The sequence below is a fragment of the Pseudomonas petrae genome, from assembly GCF_021728295.1.
Classification (GTDB): Bacteria; Pseudomonadota; Gammaproteobacteria; order Pseudomonadales; family Pseudomonadaceae; genus Aquipseudomonas; species Aquipseudomonas petrae.
This window is the reverse complement of record NZ_JAKJXE010000006.1, coordinates 210,145-226,564: the sequence shown is the minus strand read 5'-3', so window position 1 is coordinate 226,564 and position 16,420 is coordinate 210,145. Positions and strand designations below refer to the sequence as shown.

The 16,420-nt window shown below is 60.2% G+C and carries 14 protein-coding genes; 5 read left to right on the top strand and 9 right to left on the bottom strand.

What is annotated here, in order from left to right; genetic code table 11:
• Positions 1–13 precede the first annotated feature (13 nt).
• The 3 genes from L4G42_RS12505 to L4G42_RS12495 form a co-directional block, all read right to left on the bottom strand.
• Entirely contained in the window at positions 14–2,296 is a 2,283-nt protein-coding gene (locus tag L4G42_RS12505; protein WP_237259227.1) for an ABC transporter permease subunit, read from the bottom strand.
• A gap of 185 nt (positions 2,297–2,481) precedes the next feature.
• Positions 2,482–3,462 carry a phosphate ABC transporter substrate-binding protein PstS family protein gene (locus L4G42_RS12500; protein WP_237250114.1) on the bottom strand — a complete coding sequence of 327 codons (981 nt, stop codon included), beginning with the start codon at positions 3,460–3,462 and terminating at the stop codon, positions 2,482–2,484.
• Between the two features lie 147 nt (positions 3,463–3,609).
• The gene (locus tag L4G42_RS12495) at positions 3,610–4,908 is read right to left on the bottom strand and encodes an MFS transporter (protein ID WP_237250115.1); all 1,299 of its coding nucleotides are present in this window, start codon (positions 4,906–4,908) and stop codon (positions 3,610–3,612) included.
• A gap of 545 nt (positions 4,909–5,453) precedes the next feature.
• Between L4G42_RS12495 and L4G42_RS12490 the strand changes: the two genes are divergently transcribed.
• Positions 5,454–5,855, top strand: a complete 402-nt coding sequence (locus L4G42_RS12490; RefSeq protein WP_093466337.1) for an acyl-CoA thioesterase — start codon at positions 5,454–5,456, stop codon at positions 5,853–5,855.
• A gap of 108 nt (positions 5,856–5,963) precedes the next feature.
• Positions 5,964–6,875 (top strand): D-hexose-6-phosphate mutarotase, encoded by a 912-nt coding sequence (locus L4G42_RS12485; protein WP_237250116.1) that lies wholly within the window; start codon positions 5,964–5,966, stop codon positions 6,873–6,875.
• Positions 6,876–7,066: 191 nt separating this feature from the next.
• Here L4G42_RS12485 and L4G42_RS12480 read toward each other — a convergent pair whose 3' ends face one another.
• The 5 genes from L4G42_RS12480 to L4G42_RS12460 all read right to left on the bottom strand — a co-directional run bounded on the left by L4G42_RS12480 (position 7,067) and on the right by L4G42_RS12460 (position 10,894).
• Positions 7,067–7,603, bottom strand: a complete 537-nt coding sequence (locus L4G42_RS12480) for a DUF3299 domain-containing protein (protein ID WP_237250117.1) — start codon at positions 7,601–7,603, stop codon at positions 7,067–7,069.
• A 79-nt stretch (positions 7,604–7,682) separates the two neighbouring features.
• Entirely contained in the window at positions 7,683–7,928 is a 246-nt protein-coding gene (locus tag L4G42_RS12475; RefSeq protein WP_037016790.1) for a GlsB/YeaQ/YmgE family stress response membrane protein, read from the bottom strand.
• A gap of 261 nt (positions 7,929–8,189) precedes the next feature.
• Complete coding sequence (locus L4G42_RS12470; RefSeq protein WP_237250118.1) at positions 8,190–9,272, bottom strand: 5-(carboxyamino)imidazole ribonucleotide synthase; 1,083 nt, start codon at positions 9,270–9,272, stop codon at positions 8,190–8,192.
• Positions 9,273–9,279: 7 nt separating this feature from the next.
• Positions 9,280–9,771, bottom strand: coding sequence for a 5-(carboxyamino)imidazole ribonucleotide mutase (purE, locus tag L4G42_RS12465; protein WP_074885928.1), 492 nt, complete (start codon positions 9,769–9,771; stop codon positions 9,280–9,282).
• Between the two features lie 211 nt (positions 9,772–9,982).
• Positions 9,983–10,894: a LysR substrate-binding domain-containing protein gene (locus L4G42_RS12460; protein WP_237250119.1), complete on the bottom strand. Its 912-nt coding sequence runs from the start codon at positions 10,892–10,894 to the stop codon at positions 9,983–9,985.
• 211 nt (positions 10,895–11,105) lie between these two features.
• On the opposite strand from L4G42_RS12460, the gene L4G42_RS12455 reads away from it, so the two are divergent.
• The 3 genes from L4G42_RS12455 to L4G42_RS12445 all read left to right on the top strand — a co-directional run bounded on the left by L4G42_RS12455 (position 11,106) and on the right by L4G42_RS12445 (position 15,219).
• Complete coding sequence (locus L4G42_RS12455; RefSeq protein WP_237250120.1) at positions 11,106–12,530, top strand: aspartate ammonia-lyase; 1,425 nt, start codon at positions 11,106–11,108, stop codon at positions 12,528–12,530.
• Positions 12,531–12,729: 199 nt separating this feature from the next.
• The gene (locus L4G42_RS12450; RefSeq protein WP_237259228.1) at positions 12,730–14,184 is read left to right on the top strand and encodes an alanine/glycine:cation symporter family protein; all 1,455 of its coding nucleotides are present in this window, start codon (positions 12,730–12,732) and stop codon (positions 14,182–14,184) included.
• A 30-nt stretch (positions 14,185–14,214) separates the two neighbouring features.
• Positions 14,215–15,219 carry an asparaginase gene (locus tag L4G42_RS12445; protein ID WP_237259229.1) on the top strand — a complete coding sequence of 335 codons (1,005 nt, stop codon included), beginning with the start codon at positions 14,215–14,217 and terminating at the stop codon, positions 15,217–15,219.
• Between the two features lie 269 nt (positions 15,220–15,488).
• Here the strand turns inward: L4G42_RS12445 and L4G42_RS12440 are convergent, their stop codons facing one another.
• Positions 15,489–16,358 carry a bestrophin family protein gene (locus L4G42_RS12440; RefSeq protein ID WP_419789373.1) on the bottom strand — a complete coding sequence of 290 codons (870 nt, stop codon included), beginning with the start codon at positions 16,356–16,358 and terminating at the stop codon, positions 15,489–15,491.
• Positions 16,359–16,420 lie beyond the last annotated feature (62 nt).

The window sequence follows — 16,420 nt, the reverse complement described above, 5'->3', positions numbered from 1 at the left end:
GTTTCAACCTGCCCTAGAGAGACGAATACTGCTTGCGCAGGCGCTGACGAATCAGCTCTGCCAAGGTATTCATGACAAATGTGAACATCAGCAGCACCAGAGCGGCGAGGAACAGCACGCGATAATGACTGCCGCCCACTTCCGACTCGGGCATCTCCACCGCTACGTTGGCCGCCAGCGTGCGCATGCCTTCAAACAGGTTCATGTCCATGATCGGCGTGTTGCCGGTGGCCATGAGTACGATCATGGTTTCGCCGACAGCACGCCCCATGCCGATCATCAGCGCAGAGAAAATCCCCGGGCTGGCCGTGAGAAGCACCACACGAACCAGCGTCTGCCACGGCGTGGCGCCGAGGGCCAGCGAGCCGAGCGTCAGGCCCCGCGGCACGCTGAACACAGCGTCCTCGGCAATCGAATAAATGTTGGGAATGACCGCAAAGCCCATCGCGATTCCGACCACCAATGCGTTGCGCTGATCGTAGAGGATGCCCCGGTCGTTGATCCAAGAGCGCATGTCGCCGCCAAAGAACCAGTTCTCCAGGTGCGGGCTCATGCTCAGTGAGGCCCAGCCAATCAGCAGAATGACCGGAATCAGAATCGCGCTTTCCCAACCCTCAGGTACCCGCTGGCGAATCGAGTCAGGCAGGCGCGTCCAGCCAAAGCCCGCCAGCAAGATGCCGATGGGGGTGAAGATCAACAGACTGAAAATCCCCGGCAGGTGCCCTTCCAGATACGGCGCCAGGAACAGCCCTGCGAAGAAGCCGAGAATCACGGTCGGCATCGCTTCCATCAGCTCGATGATCGGCTTGACCTTGCGGCGCATGCGCGGCGCCATGAAGTAAGCAGTGTAGATCGCCGCAGCGACGGCGATCGGTGCGGCCAGCAGCATGGCGTAGAACGCGGCTTTGAGCGTGCCGTAAGTGAGCGGCGCGAGGCTAAGCTTGGGCTCGAAATCACTGTTGGACGCGGTGGATTGCCAGACGTATTTGGGTTCGTCGTAGTTCTCGTACCAGACCTTGTCCCACAACGCGCTCCAGGAAATCTCCGGGTGCGGATTGTCGAGGCTCAAAGGCAGCAGCTTGCCGCTGTCTTCAACAATGATGCGATCCGCCCGTGGCGATAAACCCATCACGGCCGGGCCGCTGGCAATCGGGTCGATCAACAGCGTGCGGTGAGCGGTGCTGTGGAACACGCCGAGCTTGCCGGCGGTGTCCATGGCAATGAAGCCTTTGCGGCGTTGCTCGGCGGTGATCTGGGAAATCGGCGCGCCACTCATTTTGAAGTCACGAATATGCTGCAGACGCATCTCGCCATCGACGTCCCGCGCCATGAACCACTGTGCGATGTTACCCCTGGAACTGCCGATCACCAGAGAGATGCCGCCCACCAGCTGCGCACTGGCGGTGGTTTCGGCGTTGGCGTCTTCAAGCAGTTTGTAGCGACCGTTCAACGTGCGATCGCGCAGGTCGAACACATCCACCAGCGCGCGACCATTGATCACGTACAGCCATTGCTGGCGCGGGTCGACATAGATGGCTTTGACCGCCGCTGACAGCTGCGGCAGGTCGATGCGGCTTTGCTCGCGGTTGGTTTCGCCGGTCATCAGGTTTTCGGATTGGGTCAGCGACAACACGTGCAGCTGGGTGCCGGTTGCACCGGCCAGAATCAGGGTCGTGTCGCTGGCATTCAGATTGACGTGCTCAAGCGCCCGCCCGCCTTCATCCAGCACCAGCGGCGTCTCGCCGTAGGGATAGGTAATCGTGGGGGTGATGGTTTTTTTGCTGTCGGGATAGCTGATCGGGTAAGCGTGCTTGAACACCAGCACCTGTCCGTTGGACAGGCCAACCGCGATCAAGGGCTTGCCGGGCTGATCCTGCGCCACTGAAGTGACCTGCGCGCCAGCGGGGATGGGCAAGGCTACACGGGAAATCTCACCGCCGTCCTTGAGGTGGAAAAACAGCGCCTCGCCCTTGTCGGAGACGCGCATGGCGACCTGGTTCTGCTCTTCGATGACCAGGACCATGGGCTTGCCGGAATCCTGCATCCAGGCAGGCGTCTGAGCATCGTCGCGCGTCAGCTTCGCACCCTGAAACAAAGGCGCAACGACGTAGGCGAGGTAGAAGAAGATCAGCGTGATGGCGGCCAGCACGGCAAGACCGCCCACCAACACGTACCAACGCGTCAGGCGGTCTTTGAGCGCACGAATCCTGCGCTTGCGTTGCAGCTCGGGCGCATTGAAATCGATGCGCTCGGGACGGGGGTTTTCGGTCATTGATGAATTGGCCAAATCATTCATGCGCACACCGTAGCCGCTGTGTATGACAAATACATGACAGCGAGGTGACGCAAAAAAGCCCGCCGCTCCTTAATCGGGGCAACGGACTGTTCAGTGTTCTGCGAGCCTCGTTCCATAAGGCCTTTATCGTTTAGGGCGGGACGAACCTGTCACCCCGCATCAGGGTTGTCTGGGCAGCGTGCTCGCTACCGTTCTTGTAGCCCCAGATCAGCCAAGGCTTTGCTGACGACCTTGGCTGGTAACGGAATGTACCCGTCTTTCATGACAACTTCCTGACCTTGTTTTGACAGGATCAATCTGACGAACTCGGCTTCGAGTGGATTCAACGGTTTGTTCGGCGCCTTGTTGACGTACACATAAAGGAAACGCGCCAGCGGGTAGGTACCATTCAGCGCATTGGCTTCGTTGTCTTCGACAAACTCGCCGCCCTCTTTCTTCGCGAGGGGTACGGTGCGGACGCTGGATGTTTTATAACCAATGCCTGAATAGCCGATGCCGTTCAGCGAATTGCTGATGGAGCTGACCACCGAAGCAGAGCCGGGCTGTTCGTTAACGTTGGGTTTGAAGTCGCCCTTGCACAGCGCCTCTTCCTTGAAGTAACCGTAGGTGCCGGAAACCGAATTGCGCCCGAACAGCTGGATGGCCTTGCCGGCCAGATCCCCCGTTACGCCCACATCGCCCCAGGTCTTTGCATCGGTCCTGGCGCCGCACAGCCGGGTCGCGGAGAAGATCGCGTCGACCTGCTGCAACGTCAGACCCTTGATCGGGTTGTCCTTGTGGACGAACACTGCCAAGGCATCCACCGCCACGGGAATCGCCGTCGGCTTGTAGCCATGCTTCTGCTCGAAGGCCGACAATTCGCCGTCTTTCATCTTGCGGCTCATGGGCCCCAGTGTCGCAGTGCCCTCGGTCAGTGCGGGCGGCGCTGTCGAGGAGCCGGCGGCCTGAATCTGGATGTTCACGCTTGGGTATTCTTTCTTATAGGCCTCGGCCCACATCGTCATCAGATTGGCGAGGGTGTCGGAGCCCACGCTGGATAGATTCCCGGAGACACCACTGGTTTTGACGTAGGGCTTGATCGCCGGGTCGACGGCGGCGCAAGCATTGCCGAGAGCCGCGCCCGCCGCAACGAAAGTCAGCGCCGTCATCAAACGTTTGAAGGTCATGCCTTGCTCCTGGCGAGGTGAAGAGTGCCGCCGTCGATGGTGGCCATGTGACCACTCTATGACCGGAATATGACAATCAAATGAAAGGCCGCGAGTCATTACGACTGGCGGCCTCGGTTTCAGCGGGAAGGTTTGCCTTTGCCTCGATCAGGACTCGACCGGCTTTCTTCTCATCAGGAAAACACCGATCCCCATGCCCATGGCGCAAAGAATCGCCACGTACCAGGAAGGACCCATCGGGTTGGCAGCGAACATCAGGCTGACGACCATTGGCGTTAAACCGCCAAAGATGGCGTACGCCAGGTTGTAGGAAAACGACAGCCCGGAGAAGCGCACCACCGGCGGGAAGGCCTTGACCATCACGAACGGCACCGCGCCGATGGTGCCGACGAACAAGCCGGTGATGGCGTACAGCGGATACAGCAGATCCGGGTGCGTGCCGATCATGTGGTAGAAGGTCCACGAACTCACCAGCAGACCGAGCGAGCCGAACAGGAACACCAGTCCCGCGCCGACTCGATCCGCCAGCGCGCCAGCCCCGATACACCCCAGACTCAGCAAAACAATGGCGAGGCTGTTGGCTTTCAGGGTGTCGGCAGGGGCGAAACCATAGGCCTTCTGCAACAGGGTCGGGGTCATCAGAATGACCACCACCACGCCCGCGGAGAGCAGCCAGGTCAGCAGCATCGACAGCACAACGGCGCCGCGATGATCGCGCAGCACTGCCTTGAGCGGCACTTCGTCAGCCAGTTGCTTGCGCAATTGAAGCTCGGCGAAGACCGGGGTTTCGTGCAGCCAGCGGCGCAGGTAAACCGACATCAGACCGAAGACACCACCGAGCAGGAAAGGAATACGCCATGCGTAGTCCGAAACCTCGATCGGCGAGTACACGCTGTTGATCCAGGTGGCGACCAGTGAGCCGAGCAAAATCCCGGCAGTCAGACCGGACGTGAGGGTACCGCAGGCGTAACCGACGTTACGGGCGGGAACGTGTTCGGAAACGAATACCCACGCGCCAGGCACTTCGCCGCCGATCGCGGCACCTTGAATGACGCGCATCAACAGCAGCAAGAGCGGCGCCCAGATGCCTATCTGCGCGTAGGTTGGCAGCAGGCCCATGATCAGCGTCGGCACGGCCATCAGAAAAATGCTCAGGGTGAACATTTTCTTGCGACCCAGCAGATCGCCGAAATGCGCCATGACGATGCCGCCCAGCGGCCGAGCCAGATAACCGGCGGCAAAAATGCCAAACGTTTGCATCAAACGCAGCCATTCGGGCATGTCTATGGGGAAAAACAGCTTGCCCACCACTGCTGCGAAGAACACGAAAATGATGAAGTCGTAGAACTCCAACGCTCCGCCCAGGGCAGACAGTGAAAGGGTTTTGTAATCGTTGCGGTTCAGCGGGCGCGAAGGCTGCGTGGCACTTAAAGGCACAGAGGACATAACAATGGCTTCTCTTTTGAGGCTCTCTTTGGGCGAAAAATCAACGGTGACTCAACCGTGGGTAACGGCTTCACACGCGATTTCTCGACTCGAAAAGTTAATCGGGCATCAAAATTGCGTGCCAAAAATGGCGTAGTGCGCCAAGTCGGTCCGGCACGATAGCAAATTGCGTACAAATGCACATGGATTGCAATGACGCGAAGGCATTATGGAAAACCGGCGGTCGTTTCGAGACGGCGCGCCCGATATACTCGCCGGCCGCGACTCAACCGGTCTCTTCAGGGAAGTTGTGCGAAGCCATTTGCCCAAGTCGTTTTCGCAGAGTTTCCCTTTAAACGAAATGAAGACTACCTAGAGTCAGCAGACGCTGTGAAAACGTCACGAGCGAAGGCAAGACAAGGCAAAAGCAGGCGGAAAAGCGGAGTCTAGAGGCTCCTAAATGAGCATTTTCCGCCTGCTTTTAACGCAGTATTGTGTGCGTAACGCCGAAGGTGCCCAGCCTGTAGTAGTTTTCACAGGGTCTGCAGGGTCAGAGGAACCCAGTAATGATTGAGCTCGAACAAGAAGATCCGATACCGCAGGGCGATCTTGCCCTGCAGATTACCGCCCTACCCCGCGAAACCAACGGCTTCGGCGACATTTTCGGCGGCTGGCTGGTTGCCCAGATGGACCTCGCCGGTACTGCCATGGCGAGCAAGGTGGCCGGTGGCCGTGTGGCGACTGTTGCCATCGACCGCATGGCGTTCCTGGTGCCCGTCGCGGTGGGGGCGCAATTGTCGTTCTATACCCAAACCCTGGAAATCGGCCGCAGCTCGATTCAGATGATGGTTGAGGTGTGGAGCGATGATCCCCTGTCCAGCGAATGGCGCAAGGTGACCGAAGCGGTGTTCGTTTTTGTCGCCATCGACGGCAGCGGCCGTACCCGTTCGGTGCCGGCTCGACGCTGATCATGAAGCCAGGGTGGGCGTCAATGTGCCCGCCCTTGGCTTTGCGCAACAAACTCATCAAGCTTGGCGCAGTCTGATTCAGTCACTGTCCTTCGAGTGAGTACCCCTATGCCTACGTCAAACGTCGAATCCTTCCAGCTCGGTGAGCTTAACTGCTGGCGCATCCGCCACGGCCAGGCGGAGCTGGTAATCGCCCAACAAGGCGCGCACATCATCAGTTACCAGGTGGACGGTGATGAGCCGCTGATCTGGTCCAACCCGGGCGCGTTGTTCAAATCGGGCAAGCCTATTCGCGGCGGGATGCCGATCTGCTGGCCGTGGTTTGGCAATTTTCAGCGTAATCCGTCAAGCGTGCAGGCAATGCGCGAGAGCGACGAACCGGCGAAGGCCCACGGCGAAGTCCGGGCGATCGACTGGGAGTTGATGGGCGTGGGTGAGGACGGCGACGCATTGATCGTCGAATTCATCCAGCCCCAGGCCGAAGGACAGTTGCCAGGCTGGCCGCACGCTGTTGGCCTGAAGCTGCATATCCGCCTGGATGCCGCGCTGAATGTCAGTTTGGTGAGCTTCAACGCTGGCGCTGAAGACGTCACGCTCAGTCAGGCGCTGCACAGTTATTTCGCGGTGAGTGATGTGAGCCAGATCAGCATCGAAGGGCTGGATGGCGTCGAGTACCTGAACACACTGGAAAGCTGGGAGACCCAGAACGTACAGGTGGGTGACATCACGTTCACCGGCGAGACGGACCGTATTTACCAGGACACGCCCGACCTGATCTCAGTGGTCGACCCGCAATGGAAACGCCGGATTCAGATTCAAACGACGGGCTCGCAATCGGCCATCGTCTGGAACCCGTGGGTCGACAAGACCAAAACTTTCGACGATATGCAGTCTGATGGCTGGAAGGGCATGGTGTGCGTTGAGACGGCTAACGTCATGACTGACGTCGTGACGCTCAAGCCCGGTGATATGCATGCGCTGAGCGTGAGCATCTGGGCCGAGCCATTGGCAGAAGCCTGACAGCCTGTGGGAATGGCGTCTACGCCAGTCCTACTGAGCGAACGCGCTCCAGTGGGACCGGCTTTAGCCGGGAAGGAGCCGGTTTGAGCACCATCAATTTGTGGTGTAACAGACGACGCCTTCCCGGCTAAAGCCGGTCCTACACTGAGGTTCAGGGCCAGTCCCACCAGATGTAGGCCCTGCCCCAATCCCTACAAATCCGCCTCAACCACCACACGCACTTTCGACGCGTCCAGCGCATAGGCGGCGTCGGCAAGATCGTTGTTGACCTTCTCGACCTTCAACGTGCCGATGACCCACAACGGTGTGTAGATGTCCGAGATCTTCAGGCCTTTCGGATAACGCACCAACACCAGCTGATTCGGCGGCGGTGGCGGCACGTGGATGCAGGCGCCCGGGTACGGGACGAGGAAGAACAGCGTGCTGTGACCCTTCGCGTCAGTCTCCAGCGGCACCGGATAACCACCCAGGCGAATGGTTTTGTCGTTCATCGACGCGACGGTTTTGGTGGAGTACATGACGGCAGGCAAGCCTTTGCTCTGCTTCAAACCGCCCTTGCTGTCGAACGTTCCCTGGCCTTCCGGCGAGTTATGGTCGATTTCGGGCATGGCTTCGAGGGCTTTCTGATCCGACTTCGGCATCAGTTCAAGCCAGTCGGTTTCGGGTAATTCAGCGGCGCGTACCAGTCCGCAGACCAACAGCAGTGAAACGAAGAGGAGATGACGCATTGGAGATGCTCGGCGGGAGGAGTTGAGTGCCGGGCATTCTAGCCCTCTGCGCAGCAATTACGCAGAAGGCCAGGCGTGCTTAACGCTTTTTAATCATGCCGTAGATCACCAGCAGGATGATCGCGCCGACGAGCGCACCGAGGAAACCTGCACCCTCGCCTGCGCGGTAGATACCCAGCGCCTGACCACCATAAGTGGCGGCCAGCGAGCCGCAGATGCCGAGCAGGATGGTCATGATCCAGCCCATGCTGTCGTCGCCTGGCTTCAGAAAGCGCGCCAGCAGACCTACGATCAAGCCGATGAAGATGGTTCCGATGATTCCCATGCCATGTCCCTCTGTTTGAATGAATATGCCGAGAGCCTAGCTGGCAAACGGCAACACGCTATGAGAGGGGTGGGGATAACGAATGGTTCAACTGGAAAGTACACCGGTCTTTGCAGGAGCGCGCTTGCCCGCGATGGCGGTGGGTCAGACACGAATCAGGTTCAGACAGATCGCATCGCGGGCAAGCGCGCTCCTGCAGTAAACGGCGCCGGGGCGCCATTATTCAGCGGCCGGCACAGCATCCACCCTAGCAAGTATTGATCAGTTTTTGATCAACGCCTCGACCTGTTTCACCTGACGATCCAGCGTCGCGCGGTCTTTGCTGCGCACGGTGGCGTGGCCGACCTTGCGCCCGGCCTTGAAGGCCTTGCCGTAGTGATGCAGGTGGCAATCTTCGACGGCGATGACCCCGCTCACAGCGGGCACTTCACCGATGAAGTTGAGCATCGCGCTTTCGCCGACCTTGGCAGTCGAACCCAGCGGCAGCCCGGCAACGGCGCGCAGATGGTTCTCGAACTGGCTGCACTCGGCGCCTTCGGTGGTCCAGTGACCCGAGTTGTGGACGCGCGGGGCGATTTCGTTGGCTTTCAGGCCGCCATCGACTTCGAAGAACTCGAAGGCCAGAACGCCTACATAATCCAGCTGCTTGAGCACGCGCCCGGCGTAATCCTCAGCCAGCGCCTGCAACGGGTGATCGGTGCTGGCGATGGAAAGGCGCAGGATGCCGCTGTCGTGGGTGTTGTGGACCAACGGATAGAAGCGGGTCTCGCCATCACGGGCGCGTACGGCGATCAGCGAGACTTCGCCGGTGAACGGCACGAAGCCCTCAAGCAGGCACGGCACGCTGCCCAGCTCGGCGAAAGTGCCGCTCACATCTTCAGGGGTGCGCAGGACTTTCTGGCCCTTGCCGTCGTAACCCAGCGTGCGGGTTTTCAACACAGCCGGCAGGCCAATGCTGGCCACCGCAGCGTGCAGATCCGCCTGGGACTGGATGTCGGCGAACGCCGGCGTCGGGATACCGAGGTCCTTGAACATGCTCTTTTCGAACCAGCGATCGCGGGCGATGCGCAGCGCTTCGGCACTCGGGTAAACCGGCACGAACTGCGACAGGAAGGCAACGGTTTCAGCCGGCACGCTTTCGAATTCGAAGGTGACCAGATCAACATCATTGGCCAGCTGACGCAGGTGTTCCTGATCGCCGTAATCGGCGAGCAAGTGCTCGCCAAGCGCAGCGGCGCAGGCGTCCGGTGCGGGGTCAAGGAAGGCGAAGTTCATTCCCAGCGGGGTGCCCGCCAGTGCCAACATGCGACCCAACTGGCCGCCACCGATTACGCCGATCTTCATGAAAACCTCAGGCCTCGCGTGGGTCTGGATTGTCCAGAACGCTGTCTGTCTGCTCAGCGCGGAATTTCTTCAGCACTGCGTGGAAGTGTGGATGCTTGGCGCCCAGGATACTGGCCGACAACAGCGCGGCGTTGATCGCGCCCGCTTTGCCGATGGCCAGGGTCGCGACCGGAATGCCGGCAGGCATCTGCACGATGGAGAGCAATGAATCAACGCCCGACAGCATGGAAGACTGAACCGGGACACCCAGAACGGGCAGATGAGTCTTGGCAGCGCACATGCCTGGCAGGTGAGCCGCACCGCCGGCACCGGCGATGATCACCTCGATGCCACGGCCTTCGGCTTCTTCGGCGTACTTGAACAGCAGATCGGGCGTGCGGTGCGCCGAAACCACTTTGACTTCGTACGGAATGCCGAGCTTTTCAAGCATGTCGGCGGTGTGGCTAAGGGTGGACCAATCGGACTTGGAGCCCATGATCACGCCAACCAGTGCGCTCATCGTCGTGCCTCTCATCGGGCGCCCGCAGGCGCGGCTAAAAACAACAAGCCACGCGGGAAAACCGGCGTGGCTTGTCGTACAAATTATGACCAGTCGAACCGGCCGAAGGCCGCGGAGTATACCGCAAAGATTCTCGTTTGACAGACTGCCGGCGACCTCCCGTCAGCCAACCAAACCGGCCCATGGAAGTCCGGATTTACTGACTCCGAGGTCAGGCGGCCGGCGAGGTGCCGCCGGCTTCCAGCTTGCGCCACAACAGCCGGACATTGGCCTTGCGAACCAACGCGCAACGGTACAACCGAATCTCCAGCGGGACGTGCCACTGAGTGCCGCCGCAGATCACCAGCTCCCCCCGTTCGAGCTCCGCCGTCACGCTCAGGCGCGGCACCCACGCGATACCCAGCCCCTGCAACGCCATGCCCTTAAGGCTGTCGGCCATCGCCGTTTCATAAATCGTCGTGAAGCGCACGCTGCGTTGGCGCAACAGCAGGTTCACCGAGCGACCCAGAAACGCACCTGCGCTGTACGCCAGCAGCGGCACGCTCTGCTCCCCTTCCAGGTCGAACAGCGGCCGCCCCGCTTCGTCCGTCGAGCAGACTGGCAGCATTTCGGTCATGCCCAGATGCAGCGACGGGAAGATCTCGGCGTCCATCTGCAGTGCGGCGTCGGGGTCGTAGAACGCCAGCATCAGATCGCAGCCCCCTTCACGCAGCGCGTGCACTGCGTCGCCGACATTGGTGGCGACCAGGCGCGTGGCGATGTTCAGCCCTTCGTTACGCAGCTGCGCGATCCAGCGCGGGAAGAAGCTCAGCGCCAGCGAGTGCGCGGCAGCGATCTGCATGACTTCACCCTGCCCGCTTTCCAGGTGGTGCAAATGACGCAGCACTTCGCCGAGCTGGTCGACCACCGTTCGGGCGGTGACCAAGAATAATTGCCCCGCCGCCGTCAACTCGATCGGCGTGCGCGAGCGATTGACCAGCGTCAGCCCAAGCGCCGCTTCAAGGCTGCGAATGCGCCGGCTGAAGGCCGGTTGCGTGACGAACCGACGCTCCGCTGCCTGGGAAAAACTGCGGGTCGCGGCCAGCGCACTGAAGTCTTCCAGCCATTTGCTTTCCAGGTTCATCGTTTCTCCAGCCTTAGAAGTTGCGCATTCGCGGGTGCGGACGGGAGCCTCATACACTGATTCACACGCTCGTAACAATCCCCGCGTCACAGTGACATTATGCCGATTGTGCATAGGGCAGCGTTTTACAGCATTGGTCCAGAATAGCCCACAGGCCTAGTATCAAGGGCGTTCCGGCTTAGTCCGTGCCCATCTTGAGACTTTCTCTATCATGTCCTCCGCTGCATCATTTCGCATCGAAAAAGACTTGCTTGGCGTTCTCGAAGTACCCGCTGAAGCGTATTACGGCATCCAGACCCTGCGCGCAGTGCACAACTTCCGCCTCTCTGGCGTTCCGCTTTCGCACTACCCCAAGCTGGTCGTAGCGCTGGCGATGGTCAAGCAGGCAGCAGCGGATGCAAACCATCAGCTGGGCCATTTGAGCACCGAGAAGCATGCGGGCATCAGCGATGCCTGCGCACGACTGATCCGCGGTGATTTCCACGATCAGTTCGTCGTCGACATGATTCAGGGCGGCGCCGGCACCTCCACCAACATGAACGCCAACGAAGTCATCGCCAACATCGCGCTCGAAGCGATGGGCTATGCCAAGGGCGAATATAAATTCCTGCACCCGAACAACGACGTGAACATGGCGCAGTCCACCAACGACGCCTACCCGACGGCCATTCGCCTGGGTTTGCTGCTTGGCCACGACGCGTTGCTCGCCAGCCTCGACAGCCTGATCCAGGCGTTCGCGGCCAAAGGTCACGAGTTCAACCACGTATTGAAGATGGGCCGTACCCAACTGCAGGACGCCGTGCCGATGACCCTGGGTCAGGAATTCCGCGCCTTCGCCACCACCTTGACTGAAGACCTCAACCGCCTGCGCAGCCTGGCGCCTGAGCTGCTGACCGAAGTCAACCTCGGCGGCACCGCCATCGGTACCGGGATCAATGCCGACCCTGGTTATCAGCACCTGGCCGTTCAGCGTCTGGCGACCATCAGCGGCCAGCCGCTGGTGCCGGCTGCGGACTTGATCGAAGCCACCTCCGACATGGGTGCTTTCGTGCTGTTCTCAGGCATGCTCAAGCGCACTGCAGTCAAGCTGTCGAAGATCTGCAACGACCTGCGTCTGCTCTCCAGCGGCCCGCGCACCGGCATCAACGAAATCAACCTCCCTGCCCGTCAGCCAGGCAGCTCCATCATGCCGGGCAAGGTCAATCCGGTGATTCCGGAGGCGGTGAACATGTGCGCCTTCGAAATCATGGGCAACGACCTGGCACTGACGATTGCGGCCGAAGGCGGTCAATTGCAGCTGAACGTGATGGAGCCGTTGATCGCCTACAAGATCTTCGACTCGATTCGCCTGCTGCAGCGCGCCATGGACATGCTGCGCGAGCACTGCATCGTCGGCATCACCGCCAACGAAGTGCGCTGCCGTGAACTGGTCGAGCACTCGATCGGCCTTGTCACTGCGCTGAATCCGTACATTGGCTACGAAAACGCCACTCGCATCGCCCGCGTCGCGCTCGAAACAGGCCGTGGCGTGCTCGAGCTGGTGCGCGAAGAAGGCTTGCTGGACGACGTCATGCTGGCAGACATACTGCGCCCCGAGAACATGATTGCGCCGCGACTCGTGCCTTTGAAGGCTTGATCGTCCGGCTCTGCAGCACTTGCAACACGATCACCAGGCTGAGGGTCTAGACACCCCTCACCCTTTTGAGGGCCGAAAGCACACGCTTCCTGGCCCTTTTTTTTGCCCAGCGTCATTCGGGCTTGAAGCAAACCGGATAAAGACTCCAATAACGCGCGCCGGTATAGTGCGCACCCTCTAAGAAAGCGAGGAAACACCAATGCTTGAAGTCATCAACGACTTCCTCTCGGGAAAAGTACTGATCGTGCTCATTGTCGGGCTCGGTGGATATTTCACGATTCGCTCGCGTTTCGTTCAGTTCCGTCACTTCTTTCACATGTTCGCGGTGTTTCGCGACAGTCTGCGCAGCAGCGCGGGCCAGTTGAGTTCATTCCAGGCCCTGATGCTGAGCCTTGCCGGCCGCGTCGGCGCCGGTAACATCGCAGGCGTCGGCATCGCCGTGACCCTGGGCGGACCCGGCGCGGTGTTCTGGATGTGGGTCACTGCCCTTGTCGGCATGGCAAGCAGCTTCTTCGAATGCTCCCTCGGCCAGCTGTACAAACGCTGCGACGCCGAAGGCCAGTACCGCGGCGGTCCGTCGTATTACATTCAGCACGGCCTGGGCAAACGCTGGCTGGGCATGATCATGGCGGTGTTGTTGCTGGTGACCTTCGGTTTCGCCTTCAACGGCCTGCAATCCCACGCAGTGACCCACTCGCTCAACGACGCGTTCAAGATCTCGCCAGGCTACGCCGGCGTCGGTCTGGCGATTCTGCTGGGCCTGGTATTCGTCGGCGGGATCAAGCGCATCGCCAAGGTCGCTGACCTGCTGGTGCCGATCAAGACGCTGGTTTACATCGCGGTCACGCTGTATGTGATTGGCGTGCAGTTCGAACACGTTCCGCACATGCTGATGACGATCGTCAAAAGCGCGTTCGGCATGGATGAAGTGTTTGGTGGCCTGATCGGCAGCGCCATTGTGATGGGCGTCAAACGTGGCGTCTTCGCCAACGAAGCCGGCCTGGGCAGTGCGCCCAACGTGGCAGCGGTGGCGCAGGTCGAGCACCCGGTTGCACAGGGTGTGGTTCAAGCGTTCAGCGTGTTTCTCGATACCTTCGTCATCTGCACCTGCACCGCGTTGCTGATCCTGCTGTCCGGTTTCTACACCCCGGGCTTCGAAGGCGATGGCATTGCCCTGACGCAGAACTCCCTCGCCGCCGTCGTCGGTGACTGGGGCAAGCTGTTCATCAGTGTGGCGCTGGCGCTGTTCGTGTTCACCTCGATTCTCTACAACTACTACCTGGGCGAAAACAGCCTGCGCTTCCTGATGGGCGAGAACCGCAAGGCGATCTTCGGCTACCGCGTGCTGGTCCTTGCGCTGATTCTGTGGGGCGCGGTCGAGGATCTGGGCACAGTGTTCGCCTTCGCCGACATCACCATGACGCTGCTGGCCTTCGTCAACCTGATCGCGCTGGCGATGCTGTTCAAAATCGCGCTGCGGGTGTTGAACGACTACGATGCCCAGCGTAAAGCCGGCATCAAGACGCCGGTTTTCGACTCCAGCCAGTTCCCCGATCTGGACCTGGACCTGAAAGCCTGGCCAAAGCTTGATGCCGCGCAGCCTGCGGCAACCTCGGCGACGGTCAGCGGCAAATCGGTCGCAGACGCGCATTGATCATTTGAACGTCGGTCCAGGGAGACAGGCATGAATCGCCAAAACCACACAGCAGCCCGCCAGGTGATGGTGCTGTATACCGGTGGAACCATCGGCATGCAGGCCAGCGAAAACGGGCTGGCACCCGCTTCCGGCTTTGAAGCGCGCATGGCTGAGCAACTGGCTGCACTGCCCAAAATGGTGGTGCCGCAGTGGTCGTTCCGCGAAATGTCTCCTTTGATCGACAGCGCCAACATGACACCCGCCTACTGGCAGCGCCTGCGTGAGGCGGTGGTCGATGCAATTGAAACGCAAGGTTGCGATGCCGTGCTGATCCTGCACGGCACCGACACTCTGGCTTACAGCGCAGCGGCCATGAGCTTTCAACTGTTGGGCCTGAAGGCGCCGGTTGTGTTCACAGGCTCCATGTTGCCGGCAGGCGTGCCGGACAGCGACGCCTGGGAAAACGTCAATGGCGCTTTGCAAGCCTTGGGTCAAGGGCTCGCCTCGGGGGTGCATCTGTACTTCCACGGCGAGCTGCTCGAACCCACTCGTTGCGCGAAGATTCGCAGCTTCGGCCGCAACCCTTTCGCGGCGCTTAATCGCGCACGGGGTGGTGAGGCCGCATCGGCGTTGCCGGCGGCACTGGACTATCGCCAGCCCAAGCAACTGGCGAATGTTGCGGTGCTGCCACTGTTTCCCGGCATCGGCGCTGCTCAGCTCGACGGTTTGATCGACAGCGGTATTCAAGGTGTTGTGCTGGAGTGTTTCGGCAGCGGCACAGGGCCCAGCGATAACCCCGGCTTCCTTGCTAGCCTGCAGCGTGCGCACCGGCAAGGTGTCGTGGTCGTGGCGATTACCCAATGCCACGAAGGCGGCGTCGAACTGGATGTGTATGAGGCTGGCAGTCGTCTGCGCGGTGTCGGCGTCCTGTCCGGCGGCGGCATGACCCGCGAAGCCGCGTTCGGCAAGCTGCATGCACTGCTGGGGGCTGGACTGGATGGGGATAAAGTGCGGCGGCTGGTTGAGCTGGACGTGTGCGGGGAGTTGCGCTGAGGCGTGTAGTGCCAGTCAGCACGATCGCGATGGCTAACTCAATCCCACTGTAGGAGCCGGCTTGCTGGCGAACCGGATTAGTCATTCACCAACAATGTGTCTGTATCATCGCTTTCGCCAGCAAGCCGGCTCCTACAGGTCTTTCGAAATCAGGCTATACCCGCGCAGCATTTCGGTACTAAGGGGAGTTTTAGGGGGCAACCCGCCCTATCAATGTTTGGCACTCTCCCAAGCGTTGGTCAACGCTCCCTTGAAACAACGGCATGACCTCATCGCGAATAAGCCACCTCAACCGGCCGCTTATCGATCGCATCCTGCAGCATCGAATTCAGATTGCCGGAGATGTTTTCGCACAGCGCTTTCATCTGGATCTCGTGCTCGGAGGCTTTGAACGGGCTTTGCAGGTCGGTGCCGATTTTCTCGATTGCCAGTAGCATGAACCCGACCACGGTGGACGCCAGCGGCGTGAACCATCCCAGCGTTTCCACCAGACCGATCGGCACGATGATGCAGAACAGCGTGATGAACAGGCGCGGGAACGTCACGTACGGGTAAGGCAACGGGGTATTGGCGATGCGCTCCATTCCGCCCTGGTTGTTGGAGATTTCCACCAGCGTCGCTTCGAGCCGTTCAAGACGGATGCTGTCCAGACGGCCGGCTTTATATTCCTGAGCAATGATCGCGGCGGACTCATTGAGGATCGCGTTGGGGAAGTTGTTGGTGCGCATGCGGCGCTCGTACTCTTCCCGGGAAATCATCGCGGTGACCTGCTCGCCGCAATCGCTGCCCTTCAAATGGGCCGACAGGCATTCAACATAGGCCACATGCCGGCGCAACAGCGTGGCCTTGACCGGGTTCAGCCCGTCCTCGTCATCAATGAACGTCAGCACCTGCCGGGCGAAGCTGCGGGAGTTGTTGACCAGCGCACCCCATAACGTGCGCGCCTCCCACCAGCGGTTGTACGCACTGGTATTGCGGAAACTGGTCAGCACGACCAGCGCAGAACCCAGCAGCGTCAGGGGCATCGATGGCAGGGTGATCTTGCGATCCAGAAACAGCATGAAGTCGACGGTAACGACGACGTCCCATATCAGCAGCCAGAACAAGGACCAACCGATGTAGGTAAACGTCCGGATCATGGCCCGGTACTTCTTGACGATCAATTCCTGCAAAAGCCACCTCCGTCGCAATACGTTGAATC